Genomic DNA, 17,543 nt, shown 5'->3' with positions numbered 1-17,543 from the left:
CCTTGCTCAGTTGAAACGCACGTACTCGAAATCCATCGGCTGGCGGTTGATGCCCACCGCCGGCGGCGCAATCCAGTTGGCGTACTTGCCGGGCTCGACCACTCGGCCCATCAGGCTGGCGACAAAGGCGCGGTCCTCGTCCGTGGCGAGCCACTTGCGCTCGCTGGCTTTCCACTCGGCCTCGGAGATCAGCTCGCCTTGCGGCGACACGTGCACGTTGGCAAGCGTGCCGATCTTGCGGTTGAAGGCCTTGTGCGGAACGGTCAGGCGGAAGGGAATGCCGGCTTTCTCGATCACCTTGTTCCAGCGCGCCACGCCGCCCATGCTGTCCTTGATGTAGTCGTCGCGCAGCACTTCATTGAGCGCATTGAGCATCGGCACCTCGCGCTCGCCGAGATGGCCGTCGCGCACTTCCAGCACGCGGTAGACGTCGCCCTTGAGCACGTGGTCGTCGGCGCGCTTGCCTTCCTCGAAACGGCCCTTCAGGCCGGCGCTGTAGAAGGTGGCCGCGTTGGACGACTGGTCCGCGCCAAAGAGGTCGATGGTCACGCTGTAGTGGAAGTTCAGGTAGCGCTGGATCGTCTCCAGGTCGATTACGCCGGCAGCGCGCACCTGTTCCGGATCTTCGATGCCGCGTTCGCGCATGACCTCGCAGGTGCGCTGGATCACGCGCGACACGCCCGATTCGCCGACGAACATGTGGTGCGCTTCCTCGGTCAGCATGAAGCGCGTGGTGCGCGCGAGCGGATCGAAGCCCGACTCGGCCAGCGCGCACAGCTGGAACTTGCCGTCGCGGTCGGTGAAGTAGGTGAACATGAAGAACGACAGCCAGTCCGGCGTGCGCTCGTTGAAAGCGCCGAGGATGCGCGGATTGTCCTGGTCGCCGGAGCGGCGCTCCAGCAGCGCCTCGGCTTCTTCGCGGCCGTCGCGGCCGAAGTAGCGGTGCAGCAGATAGACCATGGCCCACAGGTGGCGGCCTTCTTCGACGTTGACCTGGAACAGGTTGCGCAGGTCGTACAGGCTGGGCGCTGTCAGGCCCAGGTGGCGCTGCTGCTCGACCGATGCCGGCTCGGTGTCGCCCTGCGTGACGATGATGCGGCGCAAGTTGGCGCGATGCTCGCCGGGCACGTCCTGCCACGCGGCTTCGCCCTTGTGCTCGCCGAAATGGATCTTGCGCTCCGGGTCGGCCGGCTGCAGGAAGATGCCCCAGCGGTAGTCGGGCATCTTGACGTGCTCGAAGTGCGCCCAGCCCGACGGGTCGACCGACACCGCGGTGCGCAGGTACACGTCGAAATTGTGCGAGCCATCCGGTCCCATGTCGCGCCACCAGTCGAGGAAGGCGGGCTGCCAGTGTTCGAGCGCGCGTTGCAGCGCGCGGTCGTCGGACAGGTTGACGTTGTTGGGGATCTTCTGGCTGTAGTCGATGCTCACGGTGTCTCCTCGTTGTGCTCGCTGGCGCAAGGCGGGCGTTACACCCGGTCCCAGTCGAAGCGCGCCTTGTTGCCGGTGCCGAATACCTTCAGCGCGCCGTTCTCGCCGACGGCGTTGGGCCGCTGGAAGATCCAGTTCTGCCATGCGGTCAGGCGGCCGAAAATGCGCGTTGCCATGTTCTCGGCGCCGCCGAAGCGCAGATTGGCTTCCATGCCGGTGAGTGCGTCGGGCGACAGGCTGGCGCGCTCTTCCAGCGCGATGCGGATCTCGTCCTCCCAGTCGATGTCGTCGGGCGCGGCGGTGATCAGGCCGAGCGAGTCGGCGCTGAGCGCGTCGAGCGGCGCGCCGATGTGTTCGCGCACCGCGGCCAGCGCGGTCTCGTCGCCATAGAAGCGCGCGGCCAGCCGGGTTTGCCCGTTCGGCATCGGGTAGCGGCCGAAATTGACCGCGGACACGAAGATGCGCGGCGCGTCGTCGGGCGCGTCGGGCAGGTGCAGCATGTAGCTGCGGTCGGCCGCCAGCACCAGTTCCAGCAGCGTGCCGGCGAAGCACGAATCCTGCTCGATCAGCGCGATCAGGCTGCGCGACGACACATCCAGCCGCGCCAGCGTGCGGCGCAGCATGCCGATGGTCTCGCGCACGAACCAGTGGCCGGCATTGGCTTCCAGCAGCGCATCGGCTGACAGTACCTGCGCCGGGTCCCCGTCAGTCTTCAGCACCCAGATGCCGATGTCGAGGTGGTTGGTGCGCAGCGTCAGGATGGCATCGTCGAGCTCGCGCGCCATCTTCAGCGGCCACCATTGCGCCCCGGCCGCGACCACGCCGGCGAGATCGGCGGGCTGGTGCTTGTCGGGGCCGAATACGGTGAGCGTGGCCTTGCGGGCCGCGGAATCGATGTGCACGCGCACGGTCTCGTAGCGGTAGCCGTCGGGCTCGACGGTGCGCGACAGCGGGGTCAGCGTGATGCCGTGGTGGCCCTGCGGACGGTCGCTGGTGGCGGCGAGTGCCGCAGCGCGCTCGGCGACGTATTCGGCAAAGCGCGCCGGCTTGACCACTTCATCGACCAGTTTCCAGTCCCTGGCGCGCTGGCCGCGCACGCCCTCGGTGGTGGTGCAGAAGATATCGGCATGGTCGCGCCGGACCTTGCGCTTGTCGGTCACCCGGGTCAGGCCGCCGGTGCCGGGCAGTACGCCCAGCAGCGGCACTTCGGGCAGGCTGACCGCGGAAGAACGGTCGTCGACCAGCACGATCTCGTCGCAGGCCAGCGCCAGCTCGTAGCCGCCCCCGGCGGTGGTGCCATTGCAGGCGGCGATGAATTTCAGTCCCGAGTGCTCGCTGGCATCCTCGATGGCGTTGCGGGTCTCGTTGGTGAACTTGCAGAAGTTGACCTTCCAGGCGTGCGACGACTGGCCCAGCATGAAGATGTTGGCGCCGGAGCAGAAAATCCGCTCGCGCGCGCTGGTCAGCACCACGGTGCGCACTTCGGGATGCTCGAAGCGGATGCGCTGCAGCGCGTCATGCAGTTCGATATCGACGCCGAGGTCATAGGAATTCAGCTTGAGCGCGTAGCCGGGGCGCAGGCCGGCTTCCTCGTCGACGTCCATCGCCAGCGTGGCGACGGGGCCGTTGAAGCTGAGCTTCCAGTGGCGGTACTGGTCGGGATGGCGCTCGAACGTGACGGGGGCGGGGGCTGCTGCCTGGGCGGCAGGCTGACGTGGGGCGGGTGCCGGCGCGGACATGGCTGTCTCCTTGATGCACTATAGTGCCTTGCGGCTTTTGATGAAATATAGTGCAGAGGAAGGCGCGGCGCAATGCCTGATTGCCCCGCGCGCGGAATGCGGCGGGGTGGGAGGGGATGAAGCCGGTCAGGCGCCGGCGGCCTGCAGTTGCGCGCGCAGCTGTTGCAGCGAGGTCGCGGCATCCAGGCCGCTGGTGTCGATCGAGATATCGGCGCGGGCGTACAGCGGCGTGCGTGCTTGCAGGATGCGGCGCAGGTCGGCCATGGCTTCGCGGTTGCCTTCCATCGGGCGCATGTCGCCCTGGGCCACCACGCGCGCCATGTGCTCTTCCGGCGAGGTGCGCACCCAGATGGTGTAGCACTGTGCCAGCAGCAGGTTGAAAGTTGCCGGCTCCGATACCAGGCTGCCGGGAGTGGCCAGCACCATGCGCTCGTTCTCGCGCAGCGTGCGTTCCAGCGCCCGCATCTCGTAGCGGCGGTAGGCGGCCTGGCCGTACAGCGAATGGATTTCGGACAGGCTGGCGCCGGCTTCCTGCTCGATCACGGTGTTCAGTTCGACAAAGGGTACATCGCGCGCGGCCGCCAGCGCGCGGCCCAGCGTGGACTTGCCGGCGCCGCGCAGGCCGATCAGCGCGATGCGGCGGTGGCGCGCGTCACCGGATTCCTCAGGCGCCAGCGCATGGCGGCAGGCTTCGCGCACCCGCGCCAGGTCCGCGGCCGGCAGCTGCGCGAGCCATTGCACCATCTGCGCGAACTCCGTCGCCTGCTGGCCGTTCAAGCCGTTCGGGCCGTCCACCTCGGCCAGCACCACCGGCAGCGGCACGTCGAGCGCGCCGGCCACCTGGCGCAGCAGCAGCACCGAGGCATTGCCGGTGCCGGTTTCGAGGTTGGCAAGGTAGCGCTCGGACACGCCGGCGCCGCGCGCCAGGTCTTTGCGCGACATGCCGCGCGAGGCGCGCAGCGAGCGGATGCGGTCGCCCAGTTGCGTCAGGTAGGGGTCGCGCTCGCTGTTGGCGGCCGGCGCGGACGCGTCGCGTGCGGGGCGGGCGTCGGAATCGATGGCGGGCAGCGGGGCTGGGTCGCGGCGCATGGTGTCGAAGGTCATGTTGGCCAAGCGGCACCTGGGCCGCCCGGCAAAAAAACAAGGGCGCATTATACGAGCAGGCTTGCGGTGTCTTGTGGCGCGTCGGGCTCCCCGCTCAGCGACTCCCCGCAAGGCGCTGTCTTATAGTGCATCCCCTTGCTTGCATAATAGTTGATATGAAATAAAATGCATCGCAAAGCGCGGTGCCGGCACGTAACGTGATCCGGACATCGCGATAACTGCGACTGGCCTGGCGCCTGGCGCGCAGCTACCGGTCCCGGTGGCGCGCGGCTTGCGACACCAAGGAGTGGAGACATGACGCCCCCCAATACTGCCGCGACCGCCGCCGGCACCGTCGCGGTGCTGCCGCCGCGCTACAACGCCGCCGAAGACCTGCTTGCGCGCAACCTCGCTGCAGGACGGGGCGACAAGGTCGCCTATGTCGACGACGCCACTTCGCTGACCTATGCCGCACTCGATGCCCGCGCCCGCCGCTTTGCCGGCGCGCTGCGCGACGCGGGGTTTCGGCAGGAAGAGCGCCTGCTGCTGTGCGCGCTCGATACCGTCGACTTCCCCACGGTGTTCCTTGGCTGCCTGCTGGCGGGAGTGGTGCCGGTAGCGGTCAATACGCTGCTGACCGCGGACGACTATGCCTACATGCTCGAGCACAGCGGCGCCCGCGCGGTGGTGGTATCGACGCCGTTGTTACCGGTGATGCAGGCCGCGATCGACAAGAGCGGTCTGTCACCGACGGTGATCCAGGCCGCTCCGCACGGCGATGCGGCGCCGGCATGCAGCGTGGGCGCGATGCTGGCTCGCACCCGTTCGCCAGCGCCGGTCGCGCGCACCGGCCCCGATGACATGGCGTTCTGGCTCTATTCGTCGGGCTCGACCGGCCGTCCCAAGGGCACGGTGCATACCCACGGCAACCTGTTCCATACCGCCGACCTCTATGCCCGCCAGGTGCTTGGTATCCGCGAGGACGACGTCGTGTTCTCGGCCGCCAAGCTGTTCTTTGCCTACGGGCTGGGCAATGCGCTGACCTTCCCGATGTCGGTTGGTGCGACCACCGTGCTGATGGCCGAACGGCCCACGCCGACGGCAGTGTTCCGGCGCCTGCGCGAGCAGCGGCCCACCGTTTTCTACGGTGTGCCCACGCTGTTCGCGGGCATGCTCGCCGCGCCCGACTTGCCGGCGCGCGACGAAGTGGCGCTGCGCGTGTGCACCTCCGCCGGCGAGGCATTGCCGCGCGATATCGGCGAGCGTTTCCTGGCGCATTTCGGCTGCGACATCCTGGATGGCATTGGCTCCACCGAGATGCTGCATATCTTCCTGTCGAACCGGCCCGGCGAGGTACGCTACGGCACTACGGGCCAGGCCGTGCCGGGCTACCAGCTGAAGTTGCTGGACGAGCGCGGCGAACCATGTGCGCCCGGCGAGATCGGCGACCTCTACATCAAGGGCCCGAGCGCGGCGCTGATGTACTGGTGCAATCGCGACAAGACCCGCGACACCTTCGTCGGCGAATGGACGCGCAGCGGCGACAAGTACCTGCGCGATGCCGACGGCTACTACACCTATGCCGGGCGCAGCGACGACATGCTCAAGGTCGGCGGCATCTACGTCTCGCCGTTCGAGGTCGAGGCCGCGCTGGCGCTGCATCCGTCCGTGCTGGAAGCCGCGGTGATCGGCGTGGCCGATGCCGACGAGCTGGTCAAGCCCAAGGCCTTCGTCGTGCTGCGGCCGGGCCAGCAATGGCATGGCGGCATGGCCGCGGAGCTGCAGGCATTCATCAAGTCGCGGCTGGCGCCGTACAAGTACCCGCGCCAGATCGAATGCGTGACGGAACTGCCCAAGACCGCCACCGGCAAGATCCAGCGGTTCCGGCTGCGCCAGCGCGAAGAAGCCGCGCGCCAGTCCCCGACAACGCCTTCCTGAAGCGATGCAAGAGCGATGCAAGACAACGAGATGCCGATGCCGGCCGGCCTGGTGGAAATCCCCTTCGATGAACGTCGTATCCAGATCGAATACCAGTGGCTGCGCCCCGCGCGTACGCAGCGTCCGCTGGTGGTCTTTTTGCACGAAGGCCTGGGCTCGGTCAGCATGTGGCGCGATTTCCCGCGCAATTTCTGCGAGGCCGGCGACTATCGCGGCCTGGTGTTCTCACGTTACGGCTACGGCCGCTCCACGCCGCGCCCGCATGCCGAGAAGTGGCGCCCCGATTTCATGCACCGCCAGGCGCGCGAGGCCTTGCCGGCATTGTTCGACGCGCTCGAAATCGGCCCCGGCCGCAAGCATGGCGTTCCCTGGCTGATGGGGCATAGCGATGGAGGTTCCATCGCGCTGATTTATGCCGCGAGCTTTCCGCAGGCCGTGGACGGCATCACCGTGCTGGCACCGCATATCGTGGTGGAAGACCTGTCGGTGCGCAGCATCGCCGCCACGCGTCAGGTCTACCTCGACACCGACCTGCGCGAGCGGCTGGGGCGCCATCATGACGATGTCGACTCCGCATTCTGGGGCTGGAACGATATCTGGCTCGACCCGGAATTCCGCCAGTGGGACCTGCGCCCGCTGCTGTCCGGGCTGAAGGGACCTGTGCTGGCGGTGCAGGGCGAAGACGACGAGTACGGCACCATGGCGCAGATCGAGGGTATCCATCGATATGCCCCACAAACCACCTTGCTTAAACTCGCGCGATGCGGGCACTCGCCACACCGGGACCAGTTTGAGGCGTTGACGCAGGCCGCGGTTCGGCATATAAACACACATACTTCATACCTAAAATAATTGGGCTTCCCGCCCGCTCCGCAGGGTCCGCGGCGCACAATGCGCCGTCGCAGGCCACGGCAGCGGCAGGGGGACCGGCAACGGTCCAGCGAGCCGTCGGCTTGACCACCAGGAGACAACATGCGTCGCATCCCCCCGCGCAGGCTCGCGCCTGCCTGCCTTGCCGTCGCCACCGTGTTTGCCATGGCCGGCGCCTTCGCCCAGACCGCACAGCCGGCGCCGGCCGCGGCGGGCGGCAAGATCAAGGTCGGCTTCATGCTGCCGTACACCGGCACCTATGCGGCGCTCGGCACCGCCATCGAGAACGGCTTCCGCATGTATGTGCAGCAGCAGGGCGGCAAGCTCGGCGGGCGCGAGATCGAGTACTTCAAGGTCGACGATGAATCCGACCCTGCCAAGGCTCCGGAAAACGCCACCAAGCTGGTCAAGCGCGACCAGGTCGACGTGGTGGTCGGCACGGTGCATTCGGGCGTGCAGATGGGCATCGTCAAGGTCGCCAAGGAAAACAACACGCTGCTGATCATCCCCAACGCCGGCGTCGACGAAGCCACGGGTCCGCTGTGCGGCCCGAACATCTTCCGCACCTCGTTCTCGAACTGGCAGCCGGGCTATGCAATGGGCCAGGTGCTGGCCGAGCGCGGGCTCAAGAAGGTGGTGACGCTGACGTGGAAGTACGCGGCCGGCGAGCAGTCGGTCAAGGGCTTCAAGGAGGCTTTCGAGGCCAAGGGCGGCAAGGTGGTGAAGGAACTGAGCCTGCCGTTCCCCAACGTCGAGTTCCAGGCGCTGATCACCGAGGTGGCTTCGCTCAAGCCGGATGCCGTGTTCGTGTTCTTTGCCGGCGGCGGCGCGGTCAAGTTCGTCAAGGACTGGGCCGCGGCAGGGCTGAAGGACAAGATCCCGCTGTACGGCTCGGGCTTCCTGACCGACGGCACGCTGGAAGCGCAGGGCAATGCCGCGCAGGGGCTGGAGACCACGCTGCACTATGCCGACGGCCTGACCAATGCGCGCGACAAGAACTTCCGGCTGGACTATGCCAAGGCCTTCAAGCTGCAGCCCGATGTCTATGCGGTGCAGGGCTATGACGCGGCGCAGCTGCTCGCGGCCGGTGCCAATGCGGTCAAGGGCGACATGACGCGCAAGGCCGACCTGTACAAGGCCATGGGCGCGGCCAGGATCGACAGCCCGCGCGGTGCCTTTACGCTGTCGAAGGCGCACAACCCGGTGCAGGACTTCTACCTGCGCAAGGTGGACGGGCGCGAGAACAAGGTCAGCTCGGTGGCGGTGAAGGCGCTGGCTGATCCGGCGCGCGGGTGCAGGCTGTAACTTTCCATATCGCTTGGTTTGCTCCCCCTCTCCCGCTCGCGGGAGAGGGGCCGGGGGTGAGGGGAGCCTCCACGAAGTAACGGCAGGTCGCCACGCGCAAACGCCGGCCCTCTCCCCCAACCCCTCTCCCGCGCGCGGGGGAGGGGAGCTTGCCACCAGCATGCGTGGCGTTTCCGTTCCTTGATGTATTGCCCGCATGGACATCGTCTCCTTCTTCATCCAGTGCCTGAACAGCGTGCAGTACGGCCTGCTGCTGTTCCTGGTCGCCAGCGGCCTGACGCTGATCTTCGGCATCATGGGCGTGATCAACCTGGCGCACGGCAGCTTCTACATGCTGGGCGCGTACCTTGCCTTCACGCTCGCCGGGCTGACCGGAAACCTGTTTACCGCCATCCCGCTCGGCATTGTGCTGGCCGTGGTGTTCGGCTACGTGCTCGAGTGGGCCTTCTTCAGTTACCTTTACGAGCGCGACCATCTGCAGCAGGTGCTGATGACGTACGGCCTCATCCTGGTGTTCGAAGAGCTGCGCAGCATCCTGGTCGGCGACGATGTGCACGGCGTGCAGGTGCCGGCGCTGCTGGACGGCGCGCTGCCGATCGGCAATGACATGACCTACCCCGTGTACCGGCTCTTTATCTCGGCGGTGTGCCTGGCGGTGGCCGGGGCCATGTACTACGTGATCCGGCGCACGCGGCTGGGCATGATGATCCGCGCCGGCGCGGCCAACCGCGAGATGGTGCAGTCGCTCGGCATCAACATCACCGTGCTGTACCGCTTCGTGTTCGCCCTTGGCGTGGCGCTGGCGGTGCTGGCGGGGATGATCTCGGCGCCGGTGTCGTCGGTGTATCCGGGCATGGGCGGGCAGGTGCTGATCGTGTGCTTCGTGGTGGTGGTGATCGGCGGTATCGGCTCGGTCAAGGGCGCGCTGGTGGCGTCGCTGCTGCTGGGTTTCGTCGATACCTTTGGCAAGGTGTTCTGGCAGGAGGCGGCCGGCGTGCTGATCTACCTGCTGATGGCGGTGATCCTGCTGTGGAAGCCGCAGGGGCTGTTCAAGGCGGGATGACATGAATCCGACAACATTGCCGGCGCGCCGGCATTCCCGCGGCAATGCCGCGCTGCTTGCCGCACTGGGCTGGCTGGTGGCCTTCTCCGTGCTGGCCGTGCTGCCGCTGCTGTTGACCGCGGACAGCCACAAGTTCTATGTCGAGCTGCTAAGCAAGGTGATGATCATGGCGATCTTCGCGTTGTCGCTGCAGCTGCTGATCGGCTATACCGGGCTGGTGAGCCTGGGGCATGCCGCGTACTTTGCCATGGCTGCCTACGCCACCGCGATGCTCGCGCCGCAATCCGGGCCGGGCAACGGCTGGCTGCTGCTGGCCGGCGCCCTGGCCGCCTCGGCAGGGCTGGCGCTGGTGGTGGGCGCGCTGGTGCTGCGCACGCGCGGCGTGTATTTCATCATGGTCACGCTGGCCTTCGCGCAGATGGTGTACTTCGTCTTCCATGACACCAAGCTCGCGGGCGGCAGCGACGGCACCTATATCTATTTCCGTCCGGAATTCCCGGTGCCGGGTGAGCAGTTGCTGACCGTCACCGATCCCATGCACTTCTACTGGCTGGTGTGGGCGGGCCTGCTGGCCACGGTCGCGCTGCTGGCGCTGGTGCTGCGCTCGCGCTTCGGGCACGCGCTGGTGGGCATCCGCCATAACGAGCAGCGCATGCGTGCCGCCGGCTATGCCACCTATCGCTACCAGCTTGGCGCCTTTGTCGCCGGCGGGGTGCTGGCGGGGCTGGCGGGCTTCCTCTATGCCATCCAGTTCGGCTTCGTCAATCCGGAGATCGCATCGTGGCACCAGTCGGGCAATGCCATGCTGATGGTGATCCTGGGCGGTGTCGGCAGCCTGGCCGGGGCGGTGCTGGGTGCGTTTTCGTTCGTGCTGCTCGCCGAATGGTTCAGCACGCTGACCAAGCACTGGCAGCTGGTGATGGGCGGCTTCATCATTGTTGCCGTGGCACTGCTGCCGCGCGGGCTGGTGAGCCTGCCCGCGGTGCTGCGGCACGGGCGCCGCGGTAAGACGGGGCGCAACAACGGCGGGCACGGGACCGAAGCCAGTGAGACCGGCAAGGCCGGTGATGGCAACGCGCGCAATACGGAGGCCGCATGAATACGCCGGTACTGCAGGCGCAGCAGCTCACGCGCCGTTTTGGCGGCCTCACCGCCGTGGCCGGCGTTGACCTGTCGCTGGCGCTGCACGAGATCCATGCCGTGATCGGCACCAACGGCGCCGGCAAGTCCACGCTGATCAACATGCTGTCGTGCGAGCTGCCGCCCACGTCCGGGCGCCTGTTCCTGAAGGGCGAGGACGTCACCGGCTGGTCGCAGCCGCGGCTGGCGCGGCACGGCGTGGGGCGCAGCTACCAGCGCAACAATATCTTCCTGCCGCTGACCGTGCGCGAGAACTGCCGGCTGGCGGCGCAGTCGCGTGCGCAGCGTGCCTGGCGCCTGTGGGAAAGCGCGCAGGGCTGCCGCACCAGCGCCACGCTGGCCGACGAGGCCATGGAGCGCGCCGGACTGGCGCCGCTGGCGGACCGGCTTGCCAGCGACCTGGCGCATGGCCAGAAGCGCCAGCTCGAGGTGGCGATGTGCCTGGCGACGCAGCCGGTGGCGCTGCTGCTTGACGAGCCGCTCGCCGGCATGGGCGCGGAAGAGTCGGCGCGCATGTTGGGGCTGCTGCGCGGCCTGCGCGAGGGCCATGCGATCCTGCTGGTCGAACATGACATGGACGCGGTGTTCTCGGTCGCCGACCGCATCACCGTGATGGTCAACGGCACGGTGATCGCCACCGGCACGCCCGAGGCGATCCGGGCCAACCGCGAAGTCCAGCTCGCCTACCTCGGCGAGGAAGAAAGCGAGGCCGCATGAGTACGCCCGTCACCACGCCAATCAGCACGCCAATCAGCACGCCAATCAGCACGCCAATCAGCACGCCGATGATCGAAGCCACCGGCATCAACGCCTGGTACGGTTCCAGCCATGTGCTGCGCGGTATCGATTTCACCGTCGGCGTGGGCGAGACCGTGGGCCTGCTGGGCCGCAACGGCATGGGCAAGAGCACGCTGTTGCGCACGCTGCTGGGTCACGTGCGCCAGCGCCAGGGGCGGATCCGCGTGGCCGGCCGCGATATGTCGCGTGCGCAGCCGTACGAGGTGGCGCGCCTGGGCGTTGCCTATGTGCCGGAAGGGCGGGGCATCTTCCCCAGCCTGTCGGTGCGCGAAAACCTGCTGATGGCCGCCCGCAAGGGCTGCAACGGCCGCAACGACTGGGACGAGGCGCGCGTGCTCGACCTGTTCCCGCGCCTGAAGGAGCGCCTGTCGCACGGCGGCCAGCAGCTGTCCGGCGGCGAGCAGCAGATGCTGTCGATCGGCCGCGCGCTGATGACCAATCCGGACTGCCTCGTGCTGGATGAAGCCACAGAAGGGCTGGCGCCGCGCATCGTGCGCGAGATCTGGGAGGTCATCGCCACTGTGCGAGCCACCGGGATCGCTTCGGTGGTGGTCGACCGGAACTTCCGCTTTGTGCTGGCGCACGCGGACCGCGCGGTGGTGCTGGAAAAGGGCCGGGTGGTGCTGGCCGGTCCGGCGGCCGACCTGGCCGGCAAGCCTGAGGCGCTGGACCGCTACCTCGGCGTCTGATCCTCGTGAGTGCGTTTTGGCGCACAAATGTTGCCTTGCCGCCACGGAGCTTGCGGGCGTAAGCACTGCTGTTTTGCCTATCCGCCCCTTGACCACCGGCCACTTCCCCACCATGCTTGCCGAGTCCCGAAAACGGCACCCGAATCATCCGGAGTGGTCGTTGGCGGGCAGTTCATCTAGAATTGCGCGGGTTTGTGCGATGCAATAGAACGCTAAAAGCGCCGTAAATCGGTCGCAGCAGTCCGTGCCCATGCGTCGGGTGGCGACTGCCAGAGCCAACCAAACCGCCGGTGAGCCGGCCGGGCAGACCCAATCTCATGACTACCCAGTCCACAACCAGCCATTATTTCGTCGAGAGTCCCAGCACGCGCGCTCTGGTGCTCGGCGCGGTCGGCGTCGTCTTCGGCGACATCGGCACCAGCCCGCTGTACGCGCTCAAGGAGTGCTTCAGCAAGGAACATGGCATCGCCTTCAGCACCGACGCCGTACTCGGCGTCATCTCGATGCTGTTCTGGGCCATGATCATTGTGGTCTCGATCAAGTACGTGGTGTTCATCATGCGCGCCGACAACGACGGCGAGGGCGGGGTGCTGGCGCTGATGGCGCTGGTGCTGCGTTCCGTGGCGCCGCGCTCGGGCAAGGCCAAGGTCCTGATGATGCTCGGCATCTTCGGCGCCTGCATGTTCTATGGCGATGCCGTCATCACGCCGGCGATCTCGGTGCTGTCGGCGGTGGAAGGGCTGGAGATCGCCGCGCCGCAGCTGTCGCAGTTCGTGATACCGATCACGCTGGCCATTCTGGCCGGCCTGTTCCTGATCCAGCGGCATGGCACCCACGCGGTGGGCAAGCTGTTCGGGCCGATCATGACGGCATGGTTCCTGACGCTGGGCGCGCTGGGCGTGTTCAACTTGGTCCAGGCGCCGGAAATTCTCAAGGCGGTCAATCCCCTGTACGGCATCACCTTCCTGGTCGAGCATGCGCTGCAGGCCTTCATCGTGCTGGGCTCGGTGTTCCTGGTGCTGACCGGGGCCGAGGCGCTGTACGTCGACATGGGTCATTTTGGCGCGCGCCCGATCCGCATGGGCTGGTTCATCCTGGTGATGCCGTGCCTGATGCTGAACTACTTCGGCCAGGGCGCGATGTTGCTGCAGAACCCGGCCGGCGTTGAGAACCCGTTCTACCTGATGGTGCCGGAGCCGCTGCTGATCCCGATGGTGCTGCTGGCCACCTGCGCCACGGTGATCGCTTCGCAGGCGGTTATCTCCGGTGCGTTCTCGCTGACCAGCCAGGCGATCCAGCTGGGCTTCGTGCCGCGCATGCGCGTGCGCTACACCTCTGCCGCGGAGATCGGCCAGATCTACCTGCCGGTGGTCAACTGGCTGCTGCTGGTGCTGGTGTTCGGCGTGGTGATCTCGTTCAGGAAGTCAGAGAACCTGGCGGCGGCCTACGGCATCGCCGTGACCACGACCATGGTCATTACCAGCATCCTGGCGGCGGTGTGCATGCGCAACGTGTGGAAGTGGAACACGGCGCTGGTGGCCTTGGTCGGCTCGGCCTTCCTGCTGGTCGACCTGTCGTTCTTCGCCGCCAACCTGCTCAAGGTTGCCGAAGGCGGCTGGTTCCCGCTGCTGCTGGGCAGCATGGCCTTCTTCATGCTGATGACCTGGTACAGCGGCCGCAAGCTGCTGCGCGCGCGCAGCCTGGAAGACGGCATCCCGCTGGAGCCGTTCATCGCCGGCCTGCTGGCGCACCCGCCCCACCGCGTCGAGGGCACCGCGGTGTTCCTGACCGGCAATACCGAGTCGGTGCCGGTGTCTCTGCTGCACAACCTCAAGCACAACCGCGTGCTGCATGAACGCGTGGTGTTCCTGCATTTCATCACGCGCGACGTGCCGTATGTCGACGACGATCATCGCCTCAGCTGCAAGGACCTGGGCGGCGGCGTCTTTATCCTGAAGTCGGAATACGGCTTCAAGGAGACTCCGGACGTGCAGAAGGTGCTGGACCTGGCCGACCGCAAGCTCGGCATGCATTTCGAGCTGATGGAGACCTCGTTCTTCATCGCGCGCGAATCGGTGATCCCGTCCAAGCTGCCGGGCATGCCGATGTGGCGCGAGAGCTTGTTCGCCTGGATGCATCAAAACGGCGCCAAGCCGTCGGATTTCTTCCAGATCCCCGCCAACCGCGTGGTGGAGCTGGGCACCAAGGTCGAGATCTGAAGCCGGCGGGCCCGTTGCCCGCCGCTGCAAGCCCCGGGATGGCGCTGCAAGGCGTGTCCCGGGGCTTTTTGTTTCACGCTGCCAGCGCGGACAAGGGGCGGATCTGCCATGCGCCACCCGCCGGCGCCTTCCCGGGGCGCTTGTCCCGGAATCCCGGGCGTCGAAGCAACCCGCCCGGGACCACGGCCTCATGCGCGGCCCGTCCCTCGCGCCGGACAATGCAACCCTCAACCTGTCACAGGACCCCTTCGTGGCGTCCACCTCCTCGAGGAGCCGTGCCATGCGTTCGTTGCAGCAGTGGTCTCGCCCGTCCAGCCGGCATGCCGACGAAGCCCGTCGTGCACGCCTGCCGCGACGTGCGCTGCCGCCATGGCTGCGACGCATGCTGCGCCAGCGCATCGCGCCCACCGGCGCGGTGTTGCTGTTGCCGGCTCTGCTGCTGCTCTACGTCTTCTGTCATTCACACGCGAACTGGGAGTCGTGGCTCGCCTCGTTGCGCGAGCTGGACCACGATCACGGCGCGCCGGCGCGCGAGCTGGGACGCGCGCTGTCGCTGGCGCGCTCCCTGCGCGGTCGCCAGGCACCGGATGCGGCGCTCTGGCGCACCGCGGTGCAGCTGGCCGCCGACCGCGTGTCGGCGTGCCTGGCGGCACGCTGGCGCAGTCCGGCGCGGCTGATGCGGCCGCTGCCGCCGCTGCCGCTGCCGCCGCTGCCGCCGCTGCCGCTGGCGCCGCTGATCGCGATGTTCGGATGGCTGCACTGACGTTGAGCGACCGAAGCGGGGCGCCGGGCGCGCCCGCTCCCCCACACCCGCCATCTTCCTGATCCAGGAGTCAGGCGCCGCGCCGCTGCAGCGATGCGAGGCAACCGGCCGGCGCCAGGCAATCGGCCCGCACGGCAAGGGCGATCCCGTGCGGCCCGTGCTTTCCGTTGGTGATCGCCTGCATGAGGGACCGCAGCAGCCTTGCTGCCGGCATCCCCGGTTGGAGATAGCAATGCATCAGAAGTTTGCCAAGACCCTGCTCACCGTCACCACGATCGCCGCCGCACTGGCTGCAGGTGTAAGCCCGGCGGCCCACGCCGCGGTGGGTGGCGAAACCACGTGGACCGCCGCGCATGCCCGCCATGGACAGCGCGACGCCCTCACCGCCGGAGCGCACCGGCCCGCGACCGAGGCCTCGATGCTGCCCGTGGTGGCACGCCAGGGCATGTCCGTGTGCGCGGTTCGTGGCTTTGATCCGTACCGGGACGGCATGCGCAGGCCCGATCCATATACCGACGGCGCCCGCATGGGAGCGTTCGACCCGTTTACCGAAGGGGCCCGCATCAGTTCGCGCGACGGCTACAGCGACGGCGCGCGCAGCGGCTCGCGCGACAGTGGCGAATGCCTTAGCCATGCATAATCGGGTGCCTCAGTGACACACCATGCCAGCGCATGTGCGCCCGCATGCGCGTCATGACACGCGAGTGCCCAGCGCTGGCACACGCTCATCCCTGACCACCGGCCCGGTTTCATGCCGGGCCGCCGCATTCGCGCAAACGCCGTGAGCGCTGGCGCAATCCCCTGCAAGGTCGCACCGATCCTTTCCTACACTAGTGAAGTCACGCGGCGCGCCCGCCTGGCAGCAAGGCCCGATGGCCGCGCTGCCGGCAGGCCGTCCCAGCACCGCGCGGCCCGACATGCCGATGTTCAAGCAGCAGATACGCCTGTGCACCAGCCGGGATGGCGTTCGTCTTGCGTACGCCGTCACGGGCAGCGGCGCGCCGCTGGTCAAGGCGGCCAACTGGATGAGCCACCTCGAGTTCGATGTGGGCAGCCCGGTGTGGAGCCACATGATCACGGCGCTGTCGGCGCACCACACGCTGATCCGCTATGACGAACGCGGCTGCGGGCTGTCCGACCGCGATATCGAAGACCTGTCGTTCGACGCATGGTTGCGCGACCTGGAAACCATCGTCGATGCCAACGGCGTGGAACATTTCCCGCTGCTGGGTATCTCGCAGGGCGCATCCATTGCGGTCGCCTACGCCGTGGCGCACCCCGGCCGCGTCAGCCACCTGATCCTGCACGGCGGCTATGCGCGCGGGCGGCTCAAGCGCGACAACCTGAGCCCAAGCCTGCGCGAGGAAGCCGAGCTGATGAACAAGCTCGCTGAACTCGGCTGGGGCCAGGAGAATCCCGCCTTTCGCCAGTTCTTCACGACCCAGTTCATCCCGGGCGGCACGGCCGAGCAGCATGCGTGGTTCAACGAGCTGGAGCGCGTCTCCACGTCGCCGCTGAATGCCGCGCGCTTCATGCGCGTGTTCAACGACATCGACGTGGTCGCACTGCTGCCCAGGGTCACGTGTCCGACGCTGGTACTGCATGCAGTGCGCGACGCGCGCGTGCCGTTCGACGAGGGCCGCCTGATCGCCAGCGAAATTCCCGGCGCGCGCTTCGTGCCGCTGGAAAGCGGCAACCACCTGCTGCTCGAAACCGAGCCCGCCTGGCGCCGCTGGCTCGACGAGGTGCGTGCCTTCCTGCCGGCCGCGGCGCCGGTGCGCGATCCCGCCTTTACCGCGCTGACGCGGCGCGAGCGCGATATCGTCGAACTGATCGCCCAGGGCCGCGACAACGCCCAGATCGCCGCGCGCCTGGACCTGTGCGAGAAGACCGTACGCAACCACATCACCAGCATCTTCGCCAAGCTGGAAGTGGAGAACCGTGCGCAGGCCATCGTGCTGGCGCGCAAGGCGGGGTTCGACCGCGCGGACGCTTAGTGGCTCGTTCGTCGCGCTTGGGGCCGTTGCCGCTTGCCCGAGCCTAAGACTGGTTCACCAGCGTGCGCGCGTCGGATACGTGACCGCGATACGCCTCGAAGATGCGGCGCAGCGACTGCTCCATCGTGACCTCGGGCTTCCAGCCCAGCTCTTCGATGGTATTGCCGATCTTCGGCACGCGATGCTGCACGTCCTGGTAGCCCTTGCCGTAGAAGTCGCCCGACGAGGTCTCGACGATCTGCGTCTTGCGCGCCTCCTCGGCGTACTCGGGGTAGTCCGCGGCCATCTTGAGCATCATCTCGGCCAGCTCGCGCACCGAGTGGATATTGGCCGGATTGCCGATATTGAAGATCTTGCCGCTGGCGATGCCGCCGGGGTTCTCGATGATGCGCATCAGCGCGCTGATGCCGTCCGAGATATCGGCGAAGGCGCGCTTCTGCGCGCCGCCATCGACCAGCTTGATCGGCTCGCCGCGCACGATATGGCCGAGGAACTGCGTCACCACGCG

At 67.3% G+C, this 17,543-nt stretch carries 15 protein-coding genes; 11 read left to right on the top strand and 4 right to left on the bottom strand.

Annotated elements, in window-relative coordinates; translation table 11 throughout:
- Positions 1-6: 6 nt before the first annotated feature.
- From boxB to K309_RS0117735, 3 genes are all read right to left on the bottom strand, one after another.
- The gene (boxB, locus tag K309_RS0117745; protein ID WP_029047676.1) at positions 7-1,431 is read right to left on the bottom strand and encodes a benzoyl-CoA 2,3-epoxidase subunit BoxB; all 1,425 of its coding nucleotides are present in this window, start codon (positions 1,429-1,431) and stop codon (positions 7-9) included.
- 38 nt (positions 1,432-1,469) lie between these two features.
- On the bottom strand, positions 1,470-3,170 hold the full coding sequence (gene boxC, locus K309_RS0117740) for a 2,3-epoxybenzoyl-CoA dihydrolase (protein ID WP_029047675.1): 1,701 nt from the start codon (positions 3,168-3,170) through the stop codon (positions 1,470-1,472).
- Positions 3,171-3,296: 126 nt separating this feature from the next.
- Entirely contained in the window at positions 3,297-4,259 is a 963-nt protein-coding gene (locus K309_RS0117735; protein ID WP_029047674.1) for a helix-turn-helix transcriptional regulator, read from the bottom strand.
- A gap of 309 nt (positions 4,260-4,568) precedes the next feature.
- Between K309_RS0117735 and K309_RS0117730 the strand changes: the two genes are divergently transcribed.
- From K309_RS0117730 to K309_RS0117675, 11 genes are all read left to right on the top strand, one after another.
- Positions 4,569-6,191, top strand: coding sequence for a benzoate-CoA ligase family protein (locus K309_RS0117730; protein WP_029047673.1), 1,623 nt, complete (start codon positions 4,569-4,571; stop codon positions 6,189-6,191).
- Between the two features lie 15 nt (positions 6,192-6,206).
- Positions 6,207-7,043, top strand: coding sequence for an alpha/beta fold hydrolase (locus K309_RS0117725; RefSeq protein ID WP_035877798.1), 837 nt, complete (start codon positions 6,207-6,209; stop codon positions 7,041-7,043).
- A 120-nt stretch (positions 7,044-7,163) separates the two neighbouring features.
- Positions 7,164-8,366 (top strand): ABC transporter substrate-binding protein, encoded by a 1,203-nt coding sequence (locus tag K309_RS0117720; RefSeq protein ID WP_029047671.1) that lies wholly within the window; start codon positions 7,164-7,166, stop codon positions 8,364-8,366.
- A gap of 196 nt (positions 8,367-8,562) precedes the next feature.
- Positions 8,563-9,429 carry a branched-chain amino acid ABC transporter permease gene (locus tag K309_RS0117715; RefSeq protein ID WP_029047670.1) on the top strand — a complete coding sequence of 289 codons (867 nt, stop codon included), beginning with the start codon at positions 8,563-8,565 and terminating at the stop codon, positions 9,427-9,429.
- A 1-nt stretch (position 9,430) separates the two neighbouring features.
- Positions 9,431-10,528, top strand: coding sequence for a branched-chain amino acid ABC transporter permease (locus K309_RS0117710; RefSeq protein ID WP_029047669.1), 1,098 nt, complete (start codon positions 9,431-9,433; stop codon positions 10,526-10,528).
- Entirely contained in the window at positions 10,525-11,286 is a 762-nt protein-coding gene (locus K309_RS0117705) for an ABC transporter ATP-binding protein (RefSeq protein WP_029047668.1), read from the top strand. Before K309_RS0117710 ends, K309_RS0117705 begins: the two co-directional genes overlap by 4 nt.
- A gap of 68 nt (positions 11,287-11,354) precedes the next feature.
- Positions 11,355-12,056 (top strand): ABC transporter ATP-binding protein, encoded by a 702-nt coding sequence (locus tag K309_RS0117700; protein ID WP_035877812.1) that lies wholly within the window; start codon positions 11,355-11,357, stop codon positions 12,054-12,056.
- Between the two features lie 317 nt (positions 12,057-12,373).
- A complete protein-coding gene (locus K309_RS0117695) occupies positions 12,374-14,275 on the top strand; it encodes a potassium transporter Kup (RefSeq protein ID WP_029047666.1) in 1,902 nt (633 codons plus the stop codon).
- 280 nt (positions 14,276-14,555) lie between these two features.
- Positions 14,556-15,038, top strand: coding sequence for a hypothetical protein (locus tag K309_RS36750; RefSeq protein WP_232232413.1), 483 nt, complete (start codon positions 14,556-14,558; stop codon positions 15,036-15,038).
- Positions 15,039-15,270: 232 nt separating this feature from the next.
- Positions 15,271-15,678 carry a hypothetical protein gene (locus K309_RS0117680; protein ID WP_029047665.1) on the top strand — a complete coding sequence of 136 codons (408 nt, stop codon included), beginning with the start codon at positions 15,271-15,273 and terminating at the stop codon, positions 15,676-15,678.
- A 232-nt stretch (positions 15,679-15,910) separates the two neighbouring features.
- Positions 15,911-17,035: an alpha/beta fold hydrolase gene (locus K309_RS0117675; RefSeq protein ID WP_232232412.1), complete on the top strand. Its 1,125-nt coding sequence runs from the start codon at positions 15,911-15,913 to the stop codon at positions 17,033-17,035.
- Between the two features lie 43 nt (positions 17,036-17,078).
- Here K309_RS0117675 and K309_RS36745 read toward each other — a convergent pair.
- Positions 17,079-17,543: NAD-dependent epimerase/dehydratase family protein (locus K309_RS36745; RefSeq protein ID WP_035877796.1), on the bottom strand; the 465-nt coding region annotated here is incomplete at its 5' end.

Origin of the sequence: Cupriavidus phytohabitans, from assembly GCF_000426345.1 — a bacterium.
In the GTDB taxonomy this organism is placed as follows: Bacteria; Pseudomonadota; Gammaproteobacteria; order Burkholderiales; family Burkholderiaceae; genus Cupriavidus.
This window is presented reverse-complemented; position numbering and strand designations above follow the sequence as displayed.